The 24,046-nt window shown below is 69.5% G+C and carries 20 protein-coding genes; 9 read left to right on the top strand and 11 right to left on the bottom strand.

Translation table 11 applies throughout. The annotated features are described in order from the left end of the window. Nucleotides 1–29: 29 nt before the first annotated feature. The 3 genes from ACI2LP_RS08340 (at nucleotide 30) to ACI2LP_RS08330 (ending at nucleotide 2,719) form a co-directional block, all read left to right on the top strand. The gene (locus ACI2LP_RS08340; protein ID WP_404723723.1) at nucleotides 30–755 is read left to right on the top strand and encodes a ComF family protein; all 726 of its coding nucleotides are present in this window, start codon (nucleotides 30–32) and stop codon (nucleotides 753–755) included. 332 nt (nucleotides 756–1,087) lie between these two features. Next, entirely contained in the window at nucleotides 1,088–1,777 is a 690-nt protein-coding gene (gene hpf / locus ACI2LP_RS08335) for a ribosome hibernation-promoting factor, HPF/YfiA family (protein ID WP_360883180.1), read from the top strand. Nucleotides 1,778–1,969: 192 nt separating this feature from the next. Beyond that, nucleotides 1,970–2,719 (top strand): response regulator, encoded by a 750-nt coding sequence (locus tag ACI2LP_RS08330; protein WP_404723722.1) that lies wholly within the window; start codon nucleotides 1,970–1,972, stop codon nucleotides 2,717–2,719. A 33-nt stretch (nucleotides 2,720–2,752) separates the two neighbouring features. Here ACI2LP_RS08330 and ACI2LP_RS08325 read toward each other — a convergent pair whose 3' ends face one another. Continuing rightward, entirely contained in the window at nucleotides 2,753–3,922 is a 1,170-nt protein-coding gene (locus ACI2LP_RS08325) for a winged helix-turn-helix domain-containing protein (protein WP_404723721.1), read from the bottom strand. Between the two features lie 69 nt (nucleotides 3,923–3,991). Beyond that, nucleotides 3,992–4,573 (bottom strand): GNAT family N-acetyltransferase, encoded by a 582-nt coding sequence (locus ACI2LP_RS08320; RefSeq protein ID WP_404723720.1) that lies wholly within the window; start codon nucleotides 4,571–4,573, stop codon nucleotides 3,992–3,994. Nucleotides 4,574–4,814: 241 nt separating this feature from the next. On the opposite strand from ACI2LP_RS08320, the gene secA reads away from it, so the two are divergent. Next, the gene (secA, locus tag ACI2LP_RS08315; RefSeq protein WP_404723719.1) at nucleotides 4,815–7,628 is read left to right on the top strand and encodes a preprotein translocase subunit SecA; all 2,814 of its coding nucleotides are present in this window, start codon (nucleotides 4,815–4,817) and stop codon (nucleotides 7,626–7,628) included. Between the two features lie 127 nt (nucleotides 7,629–7,755). Here secA and ACI2LP_RS08310 read toward each other — a convergent pair whose 3' ends face one another. Continuing rightward, the gene (locus ACI2LP_RS08310; RefSeq protein WP_404723718.1) at nucleotides 7,756–8,259 is read right to left on the bottom strand and encodes an SgcJ/EcaC family oxidoreductase; all 504 of its coding nucleotides are present in this window, start codon (nucleotides 8,257–8,259) and stop codon (nucleotides 7,756–7,758) included. Nucleotides 8,260–8,321: 62 nt separating this feature from the next. Between ACI2LP_RS08310 and ACI2LP_RS08305 the strand changes: the two genes are divergently transcribed. Beyond that, a complete protein-coding gene (locus tag ACI2LP_RS08305) occupies nucleotides 8,322–8,783 on the top strand; it encodes a MarR family winged helix-turn-helix transcriptional regulator (RefSeq protein ID WP_404723717.1) in 462 nt (153 codons plus the stop codon). A gap of 78 nt (nucleotides 8,784–8,861) precedes the next feature. Here the strand turns inward: ACI2LP_RS08305 and ACI2LP_RS08300 are convergent, their stop codons facing one another. Further along, entirely contained in the window at nucleotides 8,862–9,287 is a 426-nt protein-coding gene (locus ACI2LP_RS08300) for an Rv3235 family protein (protein ID WP_404723716.1), read from the bottom strand. Between the two features lie 277 nt (nucleotides 9,288–9,564). On the opposite strand from ACI2LP_RS08300, the gene ACI2LP_RS08295 reads away from it, so the two are divergent. Together ACI2LP_RS08295 and ACI2LP_RS08290 are read left to right on the top strand one after the other, a co-directional pair. Beyond that, entirely contained in the window at nucleotides 9,565–10,071 is a 507-nt protein-coding gene (locus ACI2LP_RS08295; protein WP_404723715.1) for a DUF6912 family protein, read from the top strand. A 56-nt stretch (nucleotides 10,072–10,127) separates the two neighbouring features. Then, nucleotides 10,128–10,793, top strand: a complete 666-nt coding sequence (locus ACI2LP_RS08290; RefSeq protein ID WP_404723714.1) for an HAD family hydrolase — start codon at nucleotides 10,128–10,130, stop codon at nucleotides 10,791–10,793. Between the two features lie 168 nt (nucleotides 10,794–10,961). Here the strand turns inward: ACI2LP_RS08290 and ACI2LP_RS08285 are convergent, their stop codons facing one another. Then, nucleotides 10,962–11,528 (bottom strand): DJ-1/PfpI family protein, encoded by a 567-nt coding sequence (locus tag ACI2LP_RS08285; protein WP_360883150.1) that lies wholly within the window; start codon nucleotides 11,526–11,528, stop codon nucleotides 10,962–10,964. Between the two features lie 451 nt (nucleotides 11,529–11,979). On the opposite strand from ACI2LP_RS08285, the gene ACI2LP_RS08280 reads away from it, so the two are divergent. Next, a complete protein-coding gene (locus ACI2LP_RS08280) occupies nucleotides 11,980–16,920 on the top strand; it encodes an NAD-glutamate dehydrogenase (RefSeq protein WP_404723713.1) in 4,941 nt (1,646 codons plus the stop codon). A 70-nt stretch (nucleotides 16,921–16,990) separates the two neighbouring features. Here the strand turns inward: ACI2LP_RS08280 and ACI2LP_RS08275 are convergent, their stop codons facing one another. The 4 genes from ACI2LP_RS08275 to ACI2LP_RS08260 are packed head-to-tail and all read right to left on the bottom strand — an operon-like array spanning nucleotide 16,991 to nucleotide 21,008. After that, nucleotides 16,991–17,974 carry a serine/threonine-protein kinase gene (locus tag ACI2LP_RS08275; protein ID WP_404723712.1) on the bottom strand — a complete coding sequence of 328 codons (984 nt, stop codon included), beginning with the start codon at nucleotides 17,972–17,974 and terminating at the stop codon, nucleotides 16,991–16,993. Between the two features lie 46 nt (nucleotides 17,975–18,020). Next, entirely contained in the window at nucleotides 18,021–19,265 is a 1,245-nt protein-coding gene (locus ACI2LP_RS08270; protein ID WP_404723711.1) for a glycosyltransferase family 87 protein, read from the bottom strand. 47 nt (nucleotides 19,266–19,312) lie between these two features. Next, nucleotides 19,313–20,092: an ABC transporter ATP-binding protein gene (locus ACI2LP_RS08265; RefSeq protein WP_404723710.1), complete on the bottom strand. Its 780-nt coding sequence runs from the start codon at nucleotides 20,090–20,092 to the stop codon at nucleotides 19,313–19,315. Beyond that, nucleotides 20,085–21,008, bottom strand: a complete 924-nt coding sequence (locus ACI2LP_RS08260) for an ABC transporter permease (RefSeq protein WP_404723709.1) — start codon at nucleotides 21,006–21,008, stop codon at nucleotides 20,085–20,087. Before ACI2LP_RS08260 ends, ACI2LP_RS08265 begins: the two co-directional genes overlap by 8 nt. Nucleotides 21,009–21,162: 154 nt before the next feature. On the opposite strand from ACI2LP_RS08260, the gene ACI2LP_RS08255 reads away from it, so the two are divergent. Continuing rightward, on the top strand, nucleotides 21,163–21,768 hold the full coding sequence (locus tag ACI2LP_RS08255) for a TetR/AcrR family transcriptional regulator (RefSeq protein WP_404723708.1): 606 nt from the start codon (nucleotides 21,163–21,165) through the stop codon (nucleotides 21,766–21,768). A 48-nt stretch (nucleotides 21,769–21,816) separates the two neighbouring features. Here ACI2LP_RS08255 and ACI2LP_RS08250 read toward each other — a convergent pair whose 3' ends face one another. Together ACI2LP_RS08250 and ACI2LP_RS08245 are read right to left on the bottom strand one after the other, a co-directional pair. Then, the gene (locus ACI2LP_RS08250) at nucleotides 21,817–22,698 is read right to left on the bottom strand and encodes a carbohydrate ABC transporter permease (protein WP_404723707.1); all 882 of its coding nucleotides are present in this window, start codon (nucleotides 22,696–22,698) and stop codon (nucleotides 21,817–21,819) included. Next, the gene (locus tag ACI2LP_RS08245) at nucleotides 22,695–24,044 is read right to left on the bottom strand and encodes a carbohydrate ABC transporter permease (RefSeq protein WP_404723706.1); all 1,350 of its coding nucleotides are present in this window, start codon (nucleotides 24,042–24,044) and stop codon (nucleotides 22,695–22,697) included. Before ACI2LP_RS08245 ends, ACI2LP_RS08250 begins: the two co-directional genes overlap by 4 nt. Nucleotides 24,045–24,046: the final 2 nt, after the last annotated feature.

Raw genomic sequence — 24,046 nt, 5'->3', positions numbered from 1 at the left:
CTGCTTCGGCGGTTGGCACAGTGGTTGCCATGCGGGGCTGGTGGAGGGAGATCTCCGGTCTGGTGCTGCCGGTCGCCTGTGGCGGCTGCGGCACTCCTCGGACGCCGCTGTGCGAGGAGTGTGCGCGGGCGCTGTACGGCACCGGGGCGCGCCCGGCCAGGCCGGTGCCCGAGCCCGCAGGCCTGCCTGAGGTGCATGCTGCCGCACCGTATGCCGATGCGGTACGTGCCCTGCTGCTGGCCCACAAGGAGCGGGGCGCGCTGGGGCTGGCCCGGCCCCTGGGCGTCGCGCTCGCCGGGGCGGTGCGGGCCGCAATGCCCAGAGCCGCACCGGGATCGGGTCCGCTGCTGCTCGTACCCATGCCGTCGGCGCGGCGTGCGGTCAGGGCGCGGGGGCATGATGCGGCGCGGCGGATGGCGCTGGCCGCCGCGGGCGAGCTGAGGCGGACGGGGACGCAGGCCAGGGCGCTTCCGGTACTGCGGCAGCGGCGGGAGGTGGCCGATCAAACCGGCCTCGCGGCCCACCAGCGGGTGGCGAATCTGGCGGGGGCCCTGGAGGTCACGGCCGGCGGCGCACGGCTTCTGGAGGGCGGCCGGGCGGTGCTGGTGGACGATCTCATGACGACGGGGGCCTCGCTCGTCGAGGCGGCGCGGGCGGTCCGCGCGGCCGCCGGGTTGCGATTTCCCGCATACCTGCGGCTGAGCGCGGCGGTTGTCGCAGTGCCTCCGCTCTCCTTCGAAATCAACCGGAACTGAGAGGGAACTTGCATCGTTGCAGGTAGTGAGAGACGAAAAACTCCTGAATGGAAGTACGCGCTGGTAGCGGGTGCCGACACCCGTCCGAGCGAGCTATGTTCGGTTGTGAGGAATGGCGATAGCTGTACCTCACCGAATGCACTGCCGTGCTCCCGGCCAGGGATTCGAGGACGCGAAACCTCGAAAGTTGGTGGGGTGGGGACCTTGTCGACTGGGGAGGAGGAGGTGAAAGTCGCCAAGTCCGAGGCTCCGGTGATCATCGGGGCCTGGTGCAACAGGGAGACGCTCCGCAGCCAGCGAGCGGGCGGGGCTATCCGGGAACGGAGTTCTGCGTGGACATCGTCGTCAAGGGCCGCAAGACCGAGGTGCCCGAGCGGTTCCGCAAGCACGTGGCCGAGAAGCTGAAGCTGGAGAAGATCCAGAAGCTCGACGGCAAGGTGATCAGCCTGGACGTCGAGGTGTCCAAGGAGCACAACCCGCGGCAGGCCGACCGTTCCGACCGGGTGGAGATCACACTTCACTCCCGTGGCCCGGTGATCCGGGCGGAGGCCGCGGCCGCCGACCCGTATGCAGCGCTTGACCTGGCCACCGGCAAACTGGAGGCGCGCCTGCGCAAGCAGCATGAGAAGCGCCACAACCGCCGTGGAAACGGCCGCATTTCGGCATCCGAGGTGGCCGATGTCGTTCCCGGCGTCGCCGAGTTGAACGCCAACGGCCGGCCGCTCGTCGAAGAGGCGCCGGAATCCATTCCCACCACCAGGATCGGCTCGCTCGAAGTGCAGGGCGAGGGACCGCTGGTGGTCCGCGAGAAGATCCACACCGCAGCACCGATGACACTCGACCAGGCGCTCTACGAGATGGAGCTGGTCGGGCACGACTTCTACCTCTTCGTCGACTCCGAGACGAAGCAGCCCAGTGTCGTCTACCGACGGCACGCCTATGACTATGGCGTCATCCACCTGGAGACCGACCCGTTGGCCGGATCCGAGGCGGGCGGGGCCGGAGGTGCGCTCGGCGGCTGACCGCCGTCAGCAGTTCGGTGGTGCCCCTGGTGCGCCCTCTGCGCCCCCAGGGGCACCACCGTGCGACCACAGGATCATCGCGCTGTCGGTCGGGCATGAAAGCATGGCGTCGCTAGCCAACCGGTGCGCTGTGTGCTGATGTTGGCGGACCACTCATGATCTTCAGGCTCACGGGCTTCAGGGGGAGGAACGATGGCGGACAGCTTCGGGCCGGTTCACGACGCGGGCGACGCCACTGCCGCGGTCGCCGAAACCGGCGCCGACCACGGCGGCTCCCGCAAGGAGCCGATCCGGGTTCTGGTGGTGGACGACCACGCCCTGTTCCGGCGAGGGCTTGAGATCGTCCTCGCCCAGGAGGAGGACATCCAGGTCGTCGGCGAGGCGGGCGACGGGGCGGAGGCCGTCGACAAGGCTGCCGATCTGCTGCCCGACATCGTGCTCATGGACGTGCGGATGCCACGGCGCGGTGGCATCGAGGCGTGCACCTCGATCAAGGAGGTGGCCCCCAGTGCGAAGATCATCATGCTGACGATCAGCGACGAGGAGGCCGACCTCTACGACGCGATCAAGGCGGGCGCCACCGGCTATCTCCTCAAGGAGATCTCCACCGACGAAGTGGCCACGGCGATCCGTGCGGTGGCCGATGGGCAGTCGCAGATCAGCCCGTCGATGGCGTCCAAGCTGCTCACCGAGTTCAAGTCGATGATCCAGCGCACGGACGATCGGCGCCTAGTGCCCGCGCCGCGGCTGACCGAGCGGGAGCTCGAGGTGCTCAAGCTCGTCGCCACCGGGATGAACAACCGCGATATTGCCAAGGAGTTGTTCATCTCGGAGAACACCGTGAAGAACCACGTCCGCAACATCCTGGAGAAGCTGCAGCTCCACTCCAGGATGGAGGCGGTGGTCTACGCGATGCGGGAGAAGATCCTCGAGATCCGGTGACCCTGCGGGCGTCCGGTTGGCCCCTGGCCGCGCTCAGAGTGCCTTGACGGCCTGGGTCAGGGAGCCATGCAGTTCCGGCGGGCTCACGCGTTCCACGCGTACGTCCGTGCAGCCGACCCAGGTCGCGGCCTCGGACAGTGCCTGGGCCACGGCGGGCACATATTTGGCGCCCTCCAGCGAGACCTGCTTGGCCACCAGTGTGCTGCCTTCGCGTGCGGGGTCGACGCGGCCGACGAGTCTGCCCCCGGCGAGGACCGGCATCGCGAAGTAGCCGTACACCCGCTTCTGCTTGGGGACATACGCCTCGAGGCGGTGCGTGAAGCCGAAGATCCGCTCGGTGCGCGCCCGTTCCCAGATCAGTGAGTCGAACGGCGAGAGAAGGGTCGTGCGGTGGCGGCCGCGCGGCACGCTCGCGAGTGCCTCGGGATCCGCCCAGGCTGGCTTGGACCAGCCCTGGACCGTGACCGGCACCAGCCCGGAGTCGGCCACCACAGCGTCGAACTGCTCGCCCTTGAGGCGGTGGTAGTCCGCGATGTCCGCCCGCGTGCCCACACCGAGCGCCTCGCCGGCCAGCCGGACCAGTCGGCGCAGGCACTCCGCGTCGTCCAGTTCGGCGTTCAGCAGGTGGTCGGGGACGGCCCGCTCGGCGAGGTCGTACACCCGCTTCCAGCTGCGCCGTGCGGTGCAGACCACCTCGCCGTACATCAGGGCGCGCTCGACGGCGACCTTGGAGGCCGACCAGTCCCACCACTCGCCGCCGTTCTTCGCGCCGCCCAACTCCGTCGCGGTGAGCGGGCCTTCGGCGCGCAGCTGCTTGATCACCTTCTCGTACGCCCCGTCCGGCAGATCGTGGGACCAGTGCGGGCGGGAGCGGTAGGCGCGGCGCCGGAAGGCGAAGTGCGGCCATTCCTCGACGGGCAGGATGCAGGCGGCGTGCGACCAGTACTCGAAGCTGTGCCCCTCGGTCCAGTACGCATCCTCGACCGTCCGACGGCCCACGGCGCCCAGCCGCGCGTACGGAATCAGCTCGTGCGAGCGCGCCAGCACCGAGATCGTGTCCAGTTGTACGGCGCCGAGATGCCGCAGCACGCCGCGCACCCCGCCCCGCCGGTCCGGCGCGCCCAGGAATCCTTGGGCGCGCAGCGCTATGCGGCGGGCTTCGTCGGCGGACAGTTCGGCGGCGGGCGACGGCACGGTGGTCATGGTCGGCACCCTAGACGGCGGCACTGACAATTGGTCCGGCCGCCGGGAGGAGAGACCCTCGGCCGAGGCTCACGAGGTGCTCCGCACCGGGAGATATGGGTGGGGGCTCGGCAGCCCCAGGTCCGACGGGAGCAGCGCGCCGACCCAGGCGTCCCTGAGCGTGTCCTTGTTGAGCAGGGCCGCGCGCAGTGCCCCTTCGACCACGAAGCCTGCCTTCTCGGCGACTGCCCGCGAGCCCTCGTTGCCGACCTCCGCACGCCACTCCAGGCGCGTCGCGCCCAGCCTGGTGAAGGTCCAGTGGGCCACCGCGCCCACGGTCTCCGCCATGATGCCGCGGCCCCGGTACTCCTTCGCCGTCCAGAAGCCGATCTCCCAGGTGCCCGAGAGGGTGCGCAGGCTGACCGCCACCGACGCCATCAGCGGGCCGCCCGTCCGCGGCAGCACCGCGAAGGTGCACATCGTGCCCGCGCGCCAGCCGTCCGGCACTATCTGCCCGGTGAACTCCTCCGCGTGCCGTCGCTCGTACGGCGAGGGGACCGTCGTCCACCGCTGGATGTCGGGGTCCTGACAAGCCTGGTAGGCCGCATCCGTATCGTCGGGCGAGAAAGTACGCAGCAGCAGGCGCTCGGTGGTGAGGGTGATGGGCTCCATGCCCGGATTGTGGTCACGTGCGGGAAGGGATGCGAGCACTTTTCGGACCTCACCGGCACCTTCCGCGCGTCCCGTGCGTTCTCTTTTGCGGGTAACAGCAGCCCTGGCTGACGGCGGACCTCCCGACCCGGTGGGGTCCTCGCTTACGATGGCCGTTGCGGTGGGGCCCACCTGCCGTGCCCGCGCCAGTGTCCATAACACGACCCAGTGCCAGGCCCGATCGGCAAGGAGACCAACCTCAGTGTCCGTCTTCAACAAGCTCATGCGTGCAGGCGAAGGCAAGATCCTGCGCAAACTGCACCGCATCGCGGACCAGGTCAACTCCATCGAAGAGGACTTCATCAACCTCTCCGACGCCGAGTTGCGGGCTCTCACCGATGAGTACAAGGAGCGTTACGCCGACGGTGAGAGCCTGGATGACCTGCTCCCCGAGGCATTCGCGACCGTCCGCGAGGCCGCCAAGCGCGTCCTCGGCCAGCGCCATTACGACGTACAGATGATGGGCGGCGCAGCGCTGCACCTCGGTTACGTCGCCGAGATGAAGACCGGTGAGGGCAAGACCCTCGTCGGCACGCTGCCCGCCTACCTCAACGCGCTGTCGGGCAAGGGCGTCCACCTGATCACGGTCAATGACTATCTGGCCGAGCGTGACTCCGAGATGATGGGCCGGGTCCACAAGTTCCTGGGCCTGTCCGTCGGCTGCATTCTCGCCAACATGACCCCGGCGCAGCGCCGCGAGCAGTACAACTGCGACATTACGTACGGAACGAACAACGAATTCGGCTTCGACTACCTGCGCGACAACATGGCGTGGTCCAAGGACGAGCTCGTCCAGCGCGGCCACAACTACGCCATCGTCGACGAGGTCGACTCGATCCTCGTCGACGAGGCCCGTACGCCGCTGATCATCTCCGGCCCCGCCGACCAGGCCACCAAGTGGTACGGAGACTTCGCCAAACTGGTGACGCGCCTCGCCAAGGGCGAGGCGGGCAACCCACTCAAGGGCATCGAGGAGACCGGCGACTACGAGGTCGACGAGAAGAAGCGGACCGTGGCCATCCATGAGCCGGGTGTCGCCAAGGTCGAGGACTGGCTGGGCATCGACAACCTCTACGAGTCGGTGAACACCCCCCTCGTCGGCTATCTGAACAACGCCATCAAGGCCAAGGAACTGTTCAAGAAGGACAAGGACTACGTCGTCATCGACGGCGAGGTCATGATCGTCGACGAGCACACCGGCCGTATCCTCGCCGGCCGCCGCTACAACGAGGGCATGCACCAGGCGATCGAGGCGAAGGAAGGGGTGGACATCAAGGACGAGAACCAGACGCTCGCCACGATCACCCTGCAGAACTTCTTCCGCCTCTACGGCAAGCTTTCCGGCATGACCGGTACGGCCATGACCGAGGCCGCCGAGTTCCACCAGATCTACAAGCTGGGCGTCGTGCCGATCCCGACGAACAAGCCGATGGTCCGCAAGGACCAGTCCGACCTGATCTACCGGACCGAGGTCGCCAAGTTCGCGGCGGTCGTCGACGACATCGCCGAGAAGCACGAGAAGGGCCAGCCGATCCTCGTCGGCACCACCTCGGTCGAGAAGTCCGAGTACCTCTCGCAGCAGCTCAACAAGCGCGGCATCCAGCACGAGGTCCTCAACGCCAAGCAGCACGACCGGGAGGCGACGATCGTCGCCCAGGCCGGGCGCAAGGGCGCGGTCACCGTCGCGACGAACATGGCCGGCCGCGGTACGGACATCAAGCTCGGCGGCAACCCCGACGACCTCGCCGAGGCGGAGCTGCGCCAGCGCGGCCTGGACCCGGTCGAGCACGTCGAGGAGTGGGCCGCGGCCCTGCCCGCCGCGCTGGAGCGCGCCGAGGCGGCCGTCAAGGCCGAGCACGACGAGGTCACCGACATCGGCGGCCTCTATGTCCTGGGCACCGAGCGGCACGAGTCGCGACGTATCGACAACCAGCTGCGCGGTCGTTCCGGCCGTCAGGGCGACCCGGGCGAGTCCCGTTTCTACCTCTCCCTCGGCGACGACCTGATGCGGCTGTTCAAGGCGCAGATGGTCGAGCGCGTGATGGCGATGGCGAACGTTCCCGACGACGTCCCGATCGAGAACAAGATGGTCACGCGCGCGATCGCGTCGGCCCAGTCGCAGGTCGAGCAGCAGAACTTCGAGACGCGTAAGAACGTCCTGAAGTACGACGAGGTACTCAACCGCCAGCGCGAGGTCATCTACGGCGAGCGCCGCCGCGTGCTGGAGGGCGAGGACCTCCACGAGCAGGTGCGCCACTTCATGGACGACACCATCGACGCGTACATCCAGGCGGAGACCGTCGAGGGCTTCGCCGAGGAGTGGGATCTGGACCGGCTGTGGGGAGCGTTCAAGCAGCTCTACCCGGTGAAGATCACTGTCGAGGAGCTGGAGGAGGCGGCCGGCGACCGGGCCGGGATCACCGCCGAGTTCATCGCCGAGTCCATCAAGGACGACGTCCACGAGCAGTACGACGAGCGGGAGAAGCAGCTCGGCTCGGACATCATGCGTGAGCTGGAGCGGCGCGTGGTGCTGTCCGTACTGGACCGCAAGTGGCGCGAGCACCTCTACGAGATGGACTACCTCCAGGAGGGCATCGGGCTGCGCGCGATGGCGCAGAAGGACCCGCTCGTGGAGTACCAGCGCGAGGGCTTCGACATGTTCACTGCCATGATGGAGGGCATCAAGGAGGAGTCCGTCGGCTATCTGTTCAACCTGGAGGTCCAGGTCGAGCAGCAGGTCGAGGAGATCCCGGTGCAGGACGCGGCTCCTTCGCTCGCCAAGGAGGACGCGGTGCCCGCCGGTGCCTCCCGTCCCGAGATCCGCGCGAAGGGGCTCGACGCGCCGCAGCGGCGGGACCGGCTGCACTTCTCCGCTCCGAAGGTGGACGGCGAGGGCGGCATTGTCGAGGGCGACTTCGTCAGCGACGACGGGCAGCCCCACTCGGACGGGGACGGCCTGACGCGTGCGGAGCGGCGCAAGGCGCAGAAGGGCGGCGGTAGGCGCCGCAAGAAGTAGCGCGCCGACTCTCCCGCGCGCCTTCCCTCCCGGGCATCGCGCGCAGAGCCGACGGCCGGGGCCGGATACCGATTGCGGTGTCCGGCCCCGGCCGTTTCCGTGCCGTCCGCGCCCACTCCTTGCGTTCTCACGGGCTGGCGGTGGCCCGGCCCAGACCGAGATAGCGGGCCGTCCTGGTCATCGCCTGGGACATCCTCGACGGCATCGAGTCGGGTGCGGGGACGGTGACGGGGCGCACCCGGCCGTTGTGGATGGCGCTGATGCGCCAGCCGTCGTCCGTGTTCACGACGACGATCGTCTGCCGGGACAGCCTGCGCTTGGGGAGCCGGGAGCGCCAGGGCATCAGTACGGACGCCGTGCCGTAGACGATCGCGACGTCGGGGGTGACGTAGCGGATCGCCTCGATCTCGCCGACGAGTGCGGAACCGGTGAGGACGCCGCGGAACAGCCTGTCGTGGTTGGCCTGGTGGGCGACGCGTCCTACGGCGCGGGTGCCGTCGTACGAGACGTAGTCGGAGTCCTCGGTGAAGCAGGCGCCGAAAGCGACCGCGTCGCCCTCGGTCCAGGCGTGCATGAAGCGCTCGAAGAGGTCTGCGATGCGAGCGTCGCTCTGGTGCTGCTGAGTAATCATGGCTGTGCCCTCCGGGTGGTATTATTACGACTGACGAAACTTACGATACCAGAAAGATTCGAATGTCGAAAGAAGCAGCCATAGAGGATGTCGCTCAGCAGCTTCGGTCGCTGCAGCAGAGCTTCGACGCGTTCGACGAGGCGGCCGCGGCACGGCTTGGGGTGAACCGCACTGACCTGCGCTGTCTCGACCTGGTGTTGGGGAGGGGGCCGCTCTCGGCCGGTGAGCTGAGCACGGCCCTGAAGCTCAGTCCGGCCGCGACGACGACGGTCATCGACCGGCTGGAGCGCGCCGGTCTCGTCGCTCGCACGCGCGACGAGACGAACCGGCGCCGGGTGCTGGTCACCGCGACGGAGGCGGCGGGAGCGGCCGAGGCGGAGGTCTATCTGCCCGTCGGCGCGGCGGCGGCGCAGGCGCTGAGCCGCTACGACGAGGAGCAGCTGGCCACGATCCTGGACTTCCTCCGGGTGGCCCGCCAGGTCCAGGAGGGCCAGGCGGCGCGACTGGGGGTTTCATCGGGATGAGCGGCGGCGGCGCGGCCCCGGGCAGGGCCTGGAGCCGGGGCCCGGCTGCGACCGCCCCGGGTCCCCGTCCCGCCGGCGTCAGTCCGCCGCGCGGGCGGGGACGCGTTCGCCGCCGAGTTCCACTGCCGCGCAGCGCCAGCGCTGGTCCGCGCCCTGTTCCAGGCGGAACGCCATCGCGCTGACCCGGTCGCCCGAGCCGATCCTGGCGAAGGCCTCGATCACGCCCGGGCCCGGGTGGTACTCGCCGCAGTGACGTACGACCGGCGTCACCCGTTCCGCCGGGCGCAACGGGGCTCCGGGGGCGAGCCGCACCAGCTGCTCGTACGCCTCTCCGATCGTGTGCCCGAGCATCCAGTGCACCGGGCGCTGTCCGCTGAGCACCGCCAGCAGGCGGTCGGCGAACCAGTAGTGCGGCTTGTTCTGCCGTCGTGCGCGTGCCGCCGCCGCTGCCACCACGGCGGGGCGGCGCTGGTCGCGCCGTCCCGCGGGCCTGGTCCTGTCCATGCAGATCGCCCCCGATGTGCCGGGCCCGGCTTGATACCGGACGGTAACTTCGTTGGTGATCTTCTACGGGGTCGGCTCGGCGGGCTGCAACGCCGGTGACCCCGGCGCCAGGCCGACGCGCTGGTTCACCTATCAGAGTGACGAGGGGCGGTCTCGGGCCGTCGTGGGCGGGTGTGCGGTGTGTCCCCGGTGGACGGTGCGCTGGGCCGGGAGAGGCAGCCCGAAGGGGGACCTCGCACGTATCCTGAGGGCGTTCCCGACTACGAAAGCGGCCATCATGCGCGTCTACGTCCCCCTGACCCTTCCCGGTCTCGCAGAGGCGCACAAGACGGGTGATCTGGGCCCCGGCCCGCTGACCGCCTATGCCGTCACCCCCGGCCTGCGCGAGTGGTACGTCTCCGACGACATCGAGGAGCTCGAGTACGCCGCACTGAGCCGCGCCGCGGCCGCGTCGTTGCGGCTGCTCGCGGGTGACCCCCATGCGCCCAGGCGCCGGGTCGTCGTGGCCGTCGACGTACGGGACCAGGACGCGGTCGCCGATCCCGACCTGGTGCTCGACCCGGGCGCGCTCGGGGAGCTCCGGGTCGTGGCCGCCGTATCGCTGGCCAAGGCGGCGGCCGTGCATATCGACGCCGACGACGCGATCGGCGACGTTGCCGCGGCTGCGGATGCGCTGGGGGCTGCGGACCAGGGCGACGACGACGCGCAGTTCACGGTCGACGGCGCGGAGGATCACGAGCTGCTCTGGTACGGCGTGCAGGAGATCCCGAACCTCATCGGCTGATCCCCGGATCCCGGCGAGGGCGGCCGATTGTCGGACCCGGCCGGTACCGTTTTCGTATGGGGAAGCACACCACTCATCTGGTCTGGGACTGGAACGGCACACTGCTCGACGACGTCACGGCGGTCATCGGGGCGACGAACGCCGCCTTCGCGGAGATCGGCCTGGAGCCGATCACGCTCGAGCGTTACCGCGAGCTGTACTGCGTGCCGGTCCCTCTGTTCTACGAGCGGCTGATGGGCCGGCTGCCGTCGGACGAGGAGTGGGCGGTCATGGACGAGATCTTCCACCGGCACTACAGCGAGCAGCGGATCGGCTGCGGGCTGACCGAGGGGGTCGAGGAGCTGCTGCGGGAGTGGGCGCTGGCGGGGCGCAGCCAGTCGCTGCTGAGCATGTACGGGCACGAGGAGCTGGTCCCGGTCGTGCGGGGCTACGGCATCGAGAGCCACTTCATACGCATCGACGGCCGGACGGGGCCGTCCGGTGGCGGGAAGGCGCTGCACATGGAGCGGCACCTCGTGGCGCTGGCCGGGGCAGCGGCGCCGGAGCACACGGTGGTGATCGGCGACGCGGTCGACGATGCGGTGGCGGCGGCGCATGTGGGGGCGCGTGCGGTGCTCTACACGGGCGGGTCGCACAGCAGGGCGAGCCTGGAGACGGTGGGTGTGCCGGTGGTGGACACGCTGGTAGAGGCGGTGGAGGTCGCGACGTGGCTCGTGGCATGACGGCGACGCGCTGAGCCGGCTGCGGTGCGGTGTGAGGGCGGTGCGGGGCGCGGGCGGTGCGGGTGCGCCTGCGGCGTGCCTCTCCCCACCCCGCCCCTTCCCGCTGTGTCGATGTGCGGCTCCGCCCCGAGCCCGCGCCTCAATCGCCGACGGGGCCGGGATGTGCTTTCAGCCCAGTGGCGCCTTCGCCCGCAGCACCTTCAAGAACTCCCGCATCCACGCCGAGTGGTCGGGCCATGCCCGTGAGGACACCAGCGTGCCGTCCACCACAGCCTCCGTGTCCTGGAAGCTGGCTCCCGCCGCCTGCATGTCCAGTTCCAGCGCGGGGTAGGCCGTGACCCGGCGGCCCTCCAGGCCGCCGATCGCTGCCGTCAACAGAGGGCCGTGGCAGATCTGGGCCACCGGTTTGTCGGAGTCGAAGAAGGACTTGAGGATCTTGCGGAGCTCGGGGTCGTTGCGCAGATACTCCGGGGCGCGACCGCCCGGGATCACCACTGCCGCGTACTGGCCGGGGTCGACCTCCGAAAAGGCCAGGTCCGCCGGCCAGGTGTAGCCCGGCTTCTCGGTGTAGGTGTCGAAACCTGGCTCGAAGTCGTGCACGACGAATCGCAGCTGCTTGCGCGAGGGGGCCGCGATGTCGACCTCGTACCCCTCCTCCCGCAGCCGCTGGTACGGGTAGAGGACTTCGAGGGACTCGGCTGCGTCGCCGGTGACGATCAGGATCTTCGCTGTCATGACTGCTCCCGGGTGTCGGGCTCGACGGTGCCCCAGCCGGTGGCGCGGGGCGGCTGTCGACGGTGTCCGTGTCGTCATGGCCAACCTGCACCGCGGCGGGCTGTTTGCCAAGAGTGCCCCTGTGTCTCTGTCCAGAGTGTCAAACTTCCGGCCCCTCTTTTGTACACATACGGCTCATGACGGGTCGGGGGGAAGGAGCGATAGCCTTGACCCGTGATCAGCGCTATATGCCGTGGGGGCAGCGAAGCCCCCGGCCTGCGCCCGGAGCGCCACAGCGCCCGGGCGGTCGTTGATCTTCCCGGTCCGGCCCCGCTGCCAACATTGGCCAATAACGGCTCGGACATCGCTCATCGCGGCATAGCGTCGACTCCGACCGGACACCCCGCGTCGTGGCGTTGCGTCGCTTCTTTCACCTACGTCACGCAACGGCGCGCGACAGGAGCCAGAGGACATGCAGACCAAGCTGGACGAAGCCAAGGCCGAGCTGCTCGCACGGGCCGCCCGGGTAGCTGAGAACAGCCCGGTCGGGGGGAACCTTCCGACTGGGGCAGAGCAGGGAAAGAGTCCGGACCAGGACACCCTGCTCTCGTACCTCCAGCGCTACTACCTGCACACCGCTCCCGAGGACCTGGCCGATCGCGACCCGGTCGACATCTTCGGTGGAGCACTCTCCCACTACCGGCTCGCCGAGAACCGCCCACAGGGCACGGCCAATGTGCGTGTCCACACGCCGACCGTCGAGGAGAACGGCTGGACGTGCAGCCACTCCGTGGTCGAGGTCGTCACCGACGACATGCCCTTCCTCGTCGACTCGGTCACCAATGAGCTGTCCCGGCAGGGCCGCGGCATCCACCTGGTGATCCACCCGCAGATCGTCGTCCGCCGGGATGTGACGGGCAAGCTCATCGAGGTGCTGCCGAGCGAGTCCACCGGCAAGGCGCTGCCCCACGACGCGCTCGTCGAGTCCTGGATCCATGTCGAGATCGACCGCGAGACCGACCGCGCCGATCTGAAGCAGATCACCGCCGACCTGCTGCGTGTCCTGTCCGACGTCCGCGAGGCGGTCGAGGACTGGGAGAAGATGCGCGACGCCGCGCTGCGCATCGCCGAAGAGCTGCCGAAGGAGCCGATCCCCGACGATCTGCGCGAGGAGGAGGTCGAGGAGGCGCGGGAGCTGCTGCGCTGGCTCGCCGACGACCACTTCACCTTCCTCGGCTTCCGGGAGTACAACCTCGTCGACGGAGACGCCCTCTCCGCCCTCCCCGGCACCGGCCTCGGCATCCTCCGCTCCGACCCGCACCACAGCGGCGACGACGCCCACGGCCACCCGGTGAGCCCCTCTTTCAACCGGCTGCCCGCCGACGCCCGTGCCAAGGCGCGCGAGCACAAGCTGCTGATCCTGACCAAGGCCAACAGCCGCTCCACCGTGCACCGGCCCAGCTACCTGGACTACGTCGGCGTCAAGAGGTTCGACGAGAACGGCAACGTCATCGGGGAGCGCCGCTTCCTCGGCCTGTTCTCCTCCGCCGCGTACACCGAGTCCGTCCGCCGCGTCCCGGTCATCCGCCGCAAGGTCGCCGAGGTCCTGGAGGGCGCCGGCTTCTCGCCCCACAGCCACGACGGCCGCGACCTGCTGCAGATCCTGGAGACCTACCCGCGCGACGAGCTCTTCCAGACGCCCGTCGACCAGCTGCGTTCCATCGTCACCAGCGTGCTCTACCTCCAAGAGCGCCGCCGGCTGCGGCTCTACCTGCGCCAGGACGAGTACGGCCGCTACTACTCGGCGCTCGTCTACCTGCCCCGCGACCGCTACACCACCGGCGTCCGGCTGCGGATCATCGACATCCTCAAGGAGGAACTGGGCGGCACCAGTGTCGACTTCACCGCCTGGAACACCGAGTCGATCCTCTCCCGGCTGCACTTCGTGGTCCGCGTCCCGGCCGGCACCGAGCTGCCCGAGCTCACCGACGCCGACGTCGAACGCATCGAGGCCCGGCTCGTCGAGGCCGCCCGCTCCTGGGCCGACGGCTTCGCCGAGGCGCTGAACGCCGAAGTCGGCGAGGAGCGCGCCGCCGAGCTGCTGCGCCGCTACGGCTCCGCCTTCCCCGAGGGCTACAAGGCCGACCACTCCCCGCGCGCCGCCGTCGCCGACCTGGTGCACCTGGACCGGCTTACCGGGAGCGGCAAGGACTTCTCGCTCTCCCTGTACGAGCCGGTCGGCGCGGCCCCCGGCGAGCGCCGCTTCAAGATCTACCGCACGGGCGAGCAGGTCTCCCTCTCCGCGGTCCTGCCTGCGCTCAACCGGCTCGGTGTCGAGGTCGTCGACGAGCGTCCGTACGAGCTGCGCTGCTCGGACCGTACGACCGCCTGGATCTACGACTTCGGCCTGCGCATGCCGCTGGCCACCGGCAACGGCGACTACCTCGCCGACGACGCCCGCGAGCGCTTCCAGGAGGCCTTCGCCGCCGTCTGGACCGGCGAGGCCGAGAACGACGGCTTCAACTCCCTTGTGCTGCGCGCCGGTCTGAGCTGGCGGCAGGCGATGGTGCTGCGTGCGTACGCCAAGTACATGCGTCAGGCAGGCTCGACCTTCAGCCAGGACTACATGGAGGACACCCTCTGCAACAACGTCCACACCACCCGGCTGCTGGTCTCCCTCTTCGAGGCCAGAATGTCCCCGGAGCGCCAGCGCGCGGGCACGGAGCTGATCGACGGTCTGCTGGAGGAGCTCGACGGCGCGCTGGACCAGGTCGCGAGCCTGGACGAGGACCGGATCCTGCGTTCCTTCCTCACCGTCATCAAGGCGACGCTGCGCACGAACTTCTTCCAGGAGGCGGCGGGCTTCTCGCACCACAGCTATGTGTCGATGAAGTTCGACCCGCAGGCCATCCCGGATCTGCCGGCGCCGCGTCCGGCGTACGAGATCTGGGTCTACTCCCCGCGTGTCGAGGGTGTGCACCTGCGTTTCGGCAAGGTCGCGCGTGGCGGTCTGCGCTGGTCCGACCGGCGTGAGGACTTCCGTACGGAGATCCTGGGCCTGGTCAAGGCGCAGATGGTCAAGAACACCGTGATCGTGCCGGTCGGCGCGAAGGGCGGCTTCGTCGCCAAGCAGCTGCCGGACCCGTCGGTGGACCGGGACGCGTGGCTGGCCGAGGGCGTCGCCTGCTACAAGATCTTCATCTCGGCGCTGCTCGACATCACCGACAACCTGGTGGCGGGCGAGGTCGTGCCGCCGGCCGACGTCGTGCGCCACGACGAGGACGACACCTATCTCGTCGTCGCCGCCGACAAGGGCACCGCGACGTTCTCCGACATCGCCAACGAGGTCGCGCTCTCGTACAACTTCTGGCTCGGGGACGCCTTCGCATCGGGCGGCTCCGCCGGATACGACCACAAGAAGATGGGCATCACCGCCCGCGGCGCCTGGGAGTCCGTCAAACGGCACTTCCGCGATCTCGGCCACGACACCCAGACCCAGGACTTCACCGTCGTCGGCGTCGGCGACATGTCCGGAGACGTGTTCGGCAACGGCATGCTCCTCTCCGAGCACATCCGCCTCGTCGCGGCCTTCGACCACCGGCACATCTTCATCGACCCGAACCCGGACGCGGCCACCTCCTACGCCGAGCGCCGCAGGCTGTTCGAGCTGCCCCGCTCCTCCTGGGCCGACTACGACAAGGAGCTGCTCTCCGCGGGCGGCGGCATCCACCCGCGTACGGCCAAGTCGATCCCGATCAACGTGCATATGCGCGCGGCGCTCGGCATCGAGGCCGGCGTCACCAAGATGACGCCCGCCGACCTGATGAAGGCGATCCTCAAGGCCCCGGTGGACCTGCTGTGGAACGGCGGAATCGGTACGTACGTCAAGGCCTCCACCGAGTCCAACGCGGACGTCGGCGACAAGGCCAACGACGCCATCCGCGTCAACGGAGCGGACCTGCGGGTCAAGGTCGTCGGCGAGGGCGGCAACCTGGGTCTCACCCAGCTCGGCCGCATCGAGTTCGACCGCAACGGCGGCAGGATCAACACCGACGCCATTGACAACAGCGCGGGCGTGGACACCTCCGACCACGAGGTGAACATCAAGATCCTGCTCAACGGCCTGGTGTCGGACGGCGACCTGACCGTCAAGCAGCGCAACAAGCTGCTCGCCGAGATGACCGACGAGGTCGGCCAGCTGGTGCTGCGCAACAACTACGCGCAGAACGTCGCCCTCACGAACGCCGTCGCCCAGTCGCCCTCGCTGCTCCACGCCCACCAGCGCTTCATGCGGCGCCTCGGCCGGGACGGGCATCTGGACCGGGCGCTGGAGTTCCTGCCGACCGACCGGCAGATCCGCGAGCTGCTGAACGCCGGCAAGGGGCTCAGCCAGCCGGAGCTGGCCGTGCTGCTCGCCTACACCAAGATCACGGTGGCGGACGAGCTGATCGGGACCGAGCTGCCGGACGACCCGTATCTGCGCCGCCTGCTGCACGCGTACTTCCCCAAGCCGCTGCGCGAAAAGTTCCCCGAGGCGATCGACACGCACGCGCTGCGCCGCGAGATCGTCACGACCGTGCTGGTCAACGACACGGTGAACACCGGTGGTTCGACCTTCCTGCACCGGCTGCGGGAAGAGACGGGCGCGTCGATCGAGGAGGTCGTGCGGGCACAGACCGCGGCCCGCGAGATCTTCGGTCTCGGTGCGGTGTGGGACGCCGTCGAGGCTCTCGACAACAAGGTCGCGGCCGATGTCCAGACCCGTATCCGGCTGCACTCGCGCCGCCTCGTCGAGCGCGGTACGCGCTGGCTCCTCGGCAACCGCCCGCAGCCGCTGGAGCTCGCCGGGACCATCGAATTCTTCGCCGACCGTGTGGAGCAGGTCTGGGCCGAGCTGCCGAAGATGCTGCGCGGCGGGGACCTGGAGTGGTACCAGAAGGTGCTGGACGAGCTGACCGAGGCGGGCGTTCCCGAGGAGCTCGCCGTGCGCGTAGCAGGCTTCTCGTCCGCCTTCCCGACGCTCGACATCGTCGCGATCGCGGACCGTACGAAGAAGGAGCCGATGGCGGTCGCCGAGGTGTACTACGACCTCGCGGACCGGCTGCAGATCACCCAGCTGATGGACCGGATCATCGAGCTGCCGCGGGCGGACCGCTGGCAGTCCATGGCCCGCGCGTCGATCCGCGAGGACCTGTACGCGGCGCACGCGATGCTGACCGCGGACGTGCTCACGGTGGGCAACGGCAGCGCGACGCCCGAGGAGCGGTTCACGGCGTGGGAGCAGAAGAACGCGGCGATCCTGAGCCGGGCGCGTACGACGCTGGAGGAGATCCAGGGCTCGGACACGTTCGACCTGGCGAACCTGTCGGTGGCGATGCGGACGATGCGGCAGCTGCTGCGGACGCACAGCTGATGCGGTGACCGGGTCCGCCCGGTAGCCGGTTTGGTCCGCAGTCGGCGGGCGGGTTCGACGTGCGGTGTCCTCAGTCGCCGGGCGGGCTCGATGTCGAGCCCGCCCGGCGACCCGGCGTTCTGCGCAGCCAGCCCGAGGACCTCGGGTCCTTCGCTGCGCGTTCGATCCGTGACACCGTCGCGGTCAGCGGCTTCGGCAGCCAGCCGGTGAAGTCGCGTACGTCGCGTCCCGTCGCGCGGCGGCACAGCGCGGCCACCTGAGCCGCACTCGGCCGGTCCTCGGGACGGGCGGCGAGGCAGGCCGTCAGCACCTCGCGCAGTGCCGCAGGGTGCCCGCCGAGGTCCGGGGGCTCGCGGTCGGTGCCCGCGATCCTGGTGGCGACCACCAGGCCGCCGCCTTCTCCGTACGGATGGCTCCCGGAGGCGGCCTCGGCGGCGAGCAGCCCGAGGGTGAACACATCGGACGCGGGCGTGAGTTGCTTGCCCAGCGCATGCTCGGGCGACATGTACTTGGGGGTGCCGACCATCCGGCCGACGGTGGTCAGCGAGGACGTGCCGACGGCCCGCGCGATGCCGAAGTCGAGCAGCCACGGTCCCTCGGCGGTCAGCAGCAGATTGCCCGGCTTGACGTCGCGGTGTATGACTCCGGCGGTGTGTACGGCATCGAGTGCGAGCGCCGCCGCGGCGGTCAGCTGGAGCACGCAGGCCGGCGGCAGCGGCCCGTGTGCGGCCAGCGCGTCGTCGAGCGGCAGCCCCGGTACGTAACGGGTGGCGAGCCAGGGCCGCGGGCCCTGTGCGTCGTGGTCGACGACCGGCACGACATGGTGGCCGTGCACCCGGCGGGCCGCCTCGACCTCGCGGGCGAAGCGCCTGCGGAAGCTCTCGCTCTGCGCATGCTCGCGGCGGATCAGCTTCAGCGCGACGGGCCGGCCCTCGGCGGTGCGGGTGAGATAGACGGTGCCCATGCCGCCCTCGCCGATCCGCGACTCGAGCACATAGCCCGCGATCTCTCGCGGGTCGTCCGCGCGCAGCGGTTCCGGCCCCCCGTTCCCCATGCCCCGACTCCCTTGGCGTGCCCCTGCCGATCGGCGAGACGGGAGCCTATCGCGTGGCCGTCGCCGCCCACAGCCGTCGGCAGGAGAGCAGCGCGGCAAAGAGCAGCAGCCCGTTCCGTACGACCATGAGCAGCAGGCCGAGCGGGGTGCCGGCCAGCACATCGTCGTAGCAGACCGGGTAGGCGAGCGCGCTCAGTGCGGCGGCGGGCAGCATCAGCAGCGCGACCGTGCGCTGGGTGGTGTGCCGGGAGGTGAGGCACACGGCGGCCAGACCGAGCAGCCAGACCAGATACTGCGGGCTGATGACGCGGCTGGTGACGGTGAAGAGCAGTACGGCGGCGAACGCGGCGTCGAAGGGCGTGGCCGGCGTCCAGCGCAGCGCCCGCACCCGCCACAGCAGCAGCCAGCACAGCGCGACGACGCTCAGCAGCAGGGAGAGCCGCGCCACACCGGACACATGGGGGCCGACCAACTCGAACGCCCCGTACTGGTACCGGACCGTGCCCGACCAGCCCGCCTTCCGCGCGAGTTGGAGGACGGTCCCGCCGAGCGACTCGATCTGCACGCCCCTGGCGCCCTGTTGACGCACAAAGTCGAGGCTGTGCGAGAGGCCGGACATGAGGACGGCGAGCAGCGCTGCGGCGCAGGCGGCGGCCGAGAGCCAGGCCCGGCGTGTCGTACGTCCCGGGGGCGTACCCAGGACGGTCAGCACCGGCCACACCTTGATCATTGCGCCGAGTCCGGCGAGCGCCCCCGCGGTGCAGGGCCTGCGCTGCACGGCCAGCAGCGCGAGTACGGCGACGGCGGTGACCTGGACGTCGTAGCGCGCGTAGGGGAGGTGCAGCAGCAGCGGCAGTCCGCACACCCACAGCCATGCGCCGCTCAGACCGGCGCGGCCGAGGGCCAGGGTGATGACCGCGTCGGCCGCGAGGGTGAGGGCGACGAAGGCCTGGAAGTACGTCAGCCAGGGCAGCGCGCCGGGGGCGAGGAAGACGAGCGCGGCACCGGGCGGGTACTGCCAGGTGACGTCGTCCAGGGGGAACGCGCCCTGGAGGAGCTGTTCGTACCAGTGCCGGTAGAGGGTGTACACCTCCCCGGCAATGCCCGTGTCGCCGACGCGGTCGACGAGGAGCAGACCGAGCATGCCGAGGCGGGTGGCTCCCCAGACAGCGGCGAGCACCGCGGGGTGGCGGGTGCGGCAGTACGCGGCGCCGGGGATCCCCGGCGCCGGGGAGACGTCGAAGGAGGGCGGGGGCGGTGGCGGGGGCGGGCCGATCGGACGGGTCGTCATCGGCGGGTACTCTAGCCCGCTTTGGATCCTTTTCGAGCTATTTCGTACTACTTCTTGCCGCCGGTGAACGCCTCGTATGCCGCGACCACTTCCTTCGCCGGGCCGTCCATCCGCAGCACACCTGCCTCCAGCCAGAGGGCGCGGTCGCAGGTCTCGGTGATCGTCCCGTTGCTGTGGCTGACCAGGAAGACCGTGCCTGCCTCCGCGCGCAGCTCGTCGATCCGCTCCTGGCTGCGCCGCCGGAAGCGGGCGTCGCCGGTGGACAGTGCCTCGTCGATCAGCAGGACGTCGTGGCTCTTGGCGGCGGCGATCGAGAACCGCAGACGGGCACCCATGCCGGAGGAGTACGTACGCATCGGCAGCGAGATGAAGTCGCCCTTGTCGTTGATCCCGGAGAAGTCGACGATGTCGTCGTAGCGCTCCTGGATCTGCTCGCGGGTCATGCCCATCGCGAGCCCGCCGAGGACGACATTGCGCTCGCCGGTCAGATCGGCCATCAGGGCGGCGTTGACGCCGAGCAGCGAGGGCTGGCCCTGGGTGAAGACCTTGCCCTCGGAGGGCGGCAGCAGGCCCGCGATGGCCTTGAGCAGGGTCGACTTCCCGGAGCCGTTGGAGCCGATCAGGCCGATCGCCTCGCCCTTGTACGCGGCGAAGCTGACGCCCTTGACGGCGTGCACCTCGCGCACGCCGGGAGTCGTCCGGCGGGAGACGATCCGGCTCAGGGCGGTGGTGGCGCTGCCCCGGCCGGTCCGGGCGCCGTTCACCTGGTACGTGATGTGGACACCGTCGACGACGACGGTCGGGGTCCTGCCGGTCTGCTCAGCCACGGCCGTACTTCTCCTCTGCCTGCCAGAAGTAGACGAAGCCGCCCGCCCCGAAGAGCACCGCCCAGAACAGGGCCAGGGCCCAGACGTGCGGGGGGAGCTGGGCGGCGGTGAAACTCTCGATGAGGGCGAAGCGCACCAGGTCGATATAGACGGCGGCGGGGTTGCACTCCAGCGCGAGCAGCACGATGTGGGGCAGCTTGTTGTGGCTGAGCACCTTGTCGATGGACCACATCACGCCCGAGACATACATCCAGGTGCGCAGGATGAACGGCATCAGCTGGGCGATGTCCGGGGTCCGGCTGGCCAGCCGCGCCATGATCATGGACAGTCCGGTGTTGAAGCCGGCCTGAAGCAGCAGAGCGGGGACCGCGAGCAGCCAGTTGACGTCCGGGAACTCGCCGACGGCGAGCAGGATCATGATCAGTGCGGCGAGCGAGAAGAGCAGTTGCTGGAGCTGCTGGAGCGCGATGGCGATGGGCAGACTCGCGCGGGGGAAGTGCAGGGCCCGTACGAGACCGATGTTGCCGGAGATCGCGCGGGTGCCGGCCATGATCGAGCTGGAGGTGAAGGTCCAGATGAAGACCCCGGTGACGAGGAACGGGATGAAGTCGGGGACACCGCTCCTGGTGTCCAGCAGTACGCCGAAGATGAAGTAGTAGACCGTCGCGTTCAGCAGGGGGGTCATGACCTGCCAGATCTGGCCCAGCTTGGCCTGGCTGTACTGGGCGGTCAGCCGGGCGGTGGCGAAGGCGACGATGAAGTGGCGGCGGGAGAAGATCTGGCGGACGTAGCTGCGCAGGGTGGGGCGCGCGCCGCTGACGGTCAGACCGTGGCGCAGGGCGAGTGCGGTGAGGTCCTCCACCGGTTCCTCCGGTTTCTCCAGGGGCGGGGGCGGGGCAATCGTCTGGGTACGCACAGGGGCGGCCGCTTTCGGGGAGGGCGGATCGGCTGCTGACTGACGGATCGACTCATGGCTGGCGACGGGACGGTCCCGTATCGTCGCTACGGGGAGGGTAGGACGGAGTTACGTCGCAACGCAACCGTCTCGTCGTCCCGCTATGCTCCTGGGCATGACCACGGATCCGGGAACCCCGCGTCGCGCGCCGGCCGGAGCCGCAGTGCTCCGGGAGGACGTGACCGACGCCATTCGCGCCGCCGTCTTCGAGGAACTGGCGGCGGTCGGCTTCGCGCGCATGTCGATCGAGGGGATCGCGCGGCGGGCGGGCGTCGGCAAGACGGCGGTCTACCGGCGCTGGAAGTCGAAGCTGTCCCTGGTGCTCGACCTGGTCTCGGCGTTTGCCGCGCAGGGCCTGCCGGCGCCGGCGACGGGCTCTCTGTACGGGGATGTACGGGCGCTGCTGGAGGTGGCCTCGCACGCGCTGCGCCACCCGGTGGCCTCGCAGGTCATCCCGGACCTGCTGGTGGAGGCGGCCCGGCACCCGGAGATCTCGGACGCGATCAAGGCGGCGCTGCTGGACAGCCAGCAGGGGGTGGCAGCGGTGGTGGTACGCGAGGCGGTGGCCCGGGGCGAGCTGCCTGAGTCGACGGATCCGGACAGGGCGCTGGATCTGATGGTGGGGCCGCTGTACTGGCGGCTGGTGGTGGTCAGGTCGGACATGCCGGACGGATACCTGGACGAACTGGCGGGGGCGGCGGTGGCGGCGCTCCAGGCGTGAGGCGTGGGCGGGCTATGCGCGCGCCCGCCAACACCCCTCAGCCGTACGTCACTTCACCGCGCCGGCCATGACTCCCGTCACGAACTGCCGCTGGAACGCGAAGAACACCACCAGCGGGATGATCATCGAGACGAACGCGCCCGGCGCCAGCACGTCGATGTTGTTGCCGAACTGCCTCACCTGGCGCTGGAGCGCCACCGTGATCGGCGCGCTCTGCGAGTCCGCGAAGATCAGGGCGACCAGCATGTCGTTCCACACCCACAGGAACTGGAAGATGCCCAGCGATGCGATCGCCGGGCCGCCCAGGGGCATCACGACGCGGGTGAACAGCCGGATCTCACCCGCTCCGTCCAGCCTCGCCGCCTCCAGCAGCTCTCTCGGGATCTCCGCGAAGAAGTTCCGCAGCAGGAAGATCGCGAACGGCAGGCCGAACGCCACATGGAAGACGATCACGCCGATCGTCGTCTCGAAGATGCCGATCGCGCCGAACAGCTTCGAGACCGGCACCAGCGCGACCTGGACCGGGACCACCAGGAGGGCCACCACCGCGATGAACCACCAGTCGCGGCCGGGGAAGTCCATCCAGGCGAAGGCGTAACCGGCCAGAGCGCCGATCACCACCACCAGCAGTGTCGCCGGGACAGTGATCAGCACGCTGGACAGCAGCGAGTCGGTGATCGCCTTGTTGTCCAGCAGGCGCGAGTAGTTGTCGAAGGTGAGCTGCGCGGGCGCACTGAACACCTTCCACCAGCCGCTCTCGCCGATGTCCGCGGGACCCCGCAGCGAGGACAGCAGCAGCCCGAAGGTCGGCAGCAGCCAGAACAGGCCCACCAGCACGAGGAAGACGCGCATCACGCCACCGCCCGTGCGCGCCGCGATCCGTGCGGGGAGGGACTGCTTGGCCTTCACCACACCGTCGTTCGTGGTCATCGGCGGGCCTCCCTTCGCATGCGCCGGATGTTGAACAGCATCACCGGGATCACCAGCAGCAGCAGGAGTACGGCGATTGCGCTGCCCAGCCCCAGATTCGAGTCCGTGCCGAACGAGGACCGGTAGAGCTGGAGCGCCAGGACGTTGGCGTCGTCCTGCGCGGACCCGGGCGCGATGATGAAGACCAGGTCGAAGATCTTCAGCACATTGATCATCAGGGTGACGAGGACGACCGCGAGGACCGGTGCGAGCAGCGGAACGGTCACCCGGCGGAAGACCTGCCATTCGTTCGCGCCGTCCACCCGCGCCGCCTCCAGCAGTTCACGCGGCACACTCGCGAGCCCCGCCGCGATCAGCACCATCGCGAAGCCGGCCCACATCCATACGTAACTGCCGATGATCGCCGGTGTGACGAGCGACGGGCCGAGCCAGTTGACGCCGTTGTACGGCTCCCTGAAGTTCTCGGCAGGCAGCCGCAGTCGGGCGCCGTCCGCGGACGCGGGCAGCGTGAACGTACCGTCGGCGGCCGCCCTGGCCGATGCGACCACCTTGCCGTCCTTGACCGCCTCCACCTTGATGCCCTTGAGGCCGAGCTCCTTCGCGTCGATGGAGTTGGGCCTGCCGCCGCCCCCCTTGGTGAAGTCCAGCCACGCGGTCCCGGTGATCTTCCCGTCCGCCGGCTGCGCAGGCTTTGCGGGCTTCGCGTCGGACGGCATCTTCGCCGGCGCGACACCCACCAGCGGCAGCAGCGCTTCCTTGCCCGCGCTGACCGGCTCCTTGGTGATGAACGAACCGCCGCCGCCGGCCTTCAGTGGATGCACCGGCATCGGATGGGCCTTGGGGAAGCCCGCCGACTCGGCGAAGGTGTCATGGACGCCCACCCAGACCGCGTTGGCGACCCCCCGCTCCGGATCCTGCTCGTACACCAGCCGGAAGATGATGCCCGCGGCGAGCATCGAGATCGCCATCGGCATGAAGACGATCAGCTTGAAAGCCGTGCCCCAGCGCACCCGCTCGGTGAGCACGGCGAAGATCAGACCGAGCGCCGTCGAAACGGTCGGCGCCACGACCACCCAGATCGCGTTGTTCTTGACCGCGGTCAGGATGCTGTCCTCGGTGAATATCTCCTTGTAGTTGTCGAGCCCGGCGAAGGAGCCGCCGGACTGGTCGAAGAAGGACCGGTAGAGCGAGTACCCGATCGGGTAGACCACGAGCGCGCCCAGCAGCACCAGTGCGGGCAGCAGAAAGCCGACCGCAACAATTTTACGTGTGCCTGTCACGCTCTTGCGCTTGTCGGCGGGGGGAACCGGACTCGCCGGGCCCCCCGCTGCCGCCGCGGTCGTCACGC

This window comes from Streptomyces sp. NPDC019890 (assembly GCF_044903445.1).
In the GTDB taxonomy this organism is placed as follows: domain Bacteria; phylum Actinomycetota; class Actinomycetes; order Streptomycetales; family Streptomycetaceae; genus Streptomyces.
This window is presented reverse-complemented; position numbering and strand designations above follow the sequence as displayed.

Coding starts and splice junctions, on each gene's coding strand:
- ACI2LP_RS08310 (WP_404723718.1), bottom strand. CDS start 8,259: ATGATTACTCAGCAGCACCAGAGCGACGCTCGCATCGCAGACCTCTTC.
- ACI2LP_RS08320 (WP_404723720.1), bottom strand. CDS start 4,573: ATGGAGCCCATCACCCTCACCACCGAGCGCCTGCTGCTGCGTACTTTC.
- ACI2LP_RS08340 (WP_404723723.1), top strand. CDS start 30: ATGCGGGGCTGGTGGAGGGAGATCTCCGGTCTGGTGCTGCCGGTCGCC.
- ACI2LP_RS08300 (WP_404723716.1), bottom strand. CDS start 9,287: ATGGACAGGACCAGGCCCGCGGGACGGCGCGACCAGCGCCGCCCCGCC.
- ACI2LP_RS08280 (WP_404723713.1), top strand. CDS start 11,980: ATGCAGACCAAGCTGGACGAAGCCAAGGCCGAGCTGCTCGCACGGGCC.
- ACI2LP_RS08295 (WP_404723715.1), top strand. CDS start 9,565: ATGCGCGTCTACGTCCCCCTGACCCTTCCCGGTCTCGCAGAGGCGCAC.
- ACI2LP_RS08275 (WP_404723712.1), bottom strand. CDS start 17,974: ATGGGGAACGGGGGGCCGGAACCGCTGCGCGCGGACGACCCGCGAGAG.
- ACI2LP_RS08270 (WP_404723711.1), bottom strand. CDS start 19,265: ATGACGACCCGTCCGATCGGCCCGCCCCCGCCACCGCCCCCGCCCTCC.
- ACI2LP_RS08325 (WP_404723721.1), bottom strand. CDS start 3,922: ATGACCACCGTGCCGTCGCCCGCCGCCGAACTGTCCGCCGACGAAGCC.
- ACI2LP_RS08305 (WP_404723717.1), top strand. CDS start 8,322: ATGTCGAAAGAAGCAGCCATAGAGGATGTCGCTCAGCAGCTTCGGTCG.
- ACI2LP_RS08330 (WP_404723722.1), top strand. CDS start 1,970: ATGGCGGACAGCTTCGGGCCGGTTCACGACGCGGGCGACGCCACTGCC.
- ACI2LP_RS08250 (WP_404723707.1), bottom strand. CDS start 22,698: ATGACCACGAACGACGGTGTGGTGAAGGCCAAGCAGTCCCTCCCCGCA.
- ACI2LP_RS08285 (WP_360883150.1), bottom strand. CDS start 11,528: ATGACAGCGAAGATCCTGATCGTCACCGGCGACGCAGCCGAGTCCCTC.
- ACI2LP_RS08290 (WP_404723714.1), top strand. CDS start 10,128: ATGGGGAAGCACACCACTCATCTGGTCTGGGACTGGAACGGCACACTG.
- ACI2LP_RS08255 (WP_404723708.1), top strand. CDS start 21,163: ATGACCACGGATCCGGGAACCCCGCGTCGCGCGCCGGCCGGAGCCGCA.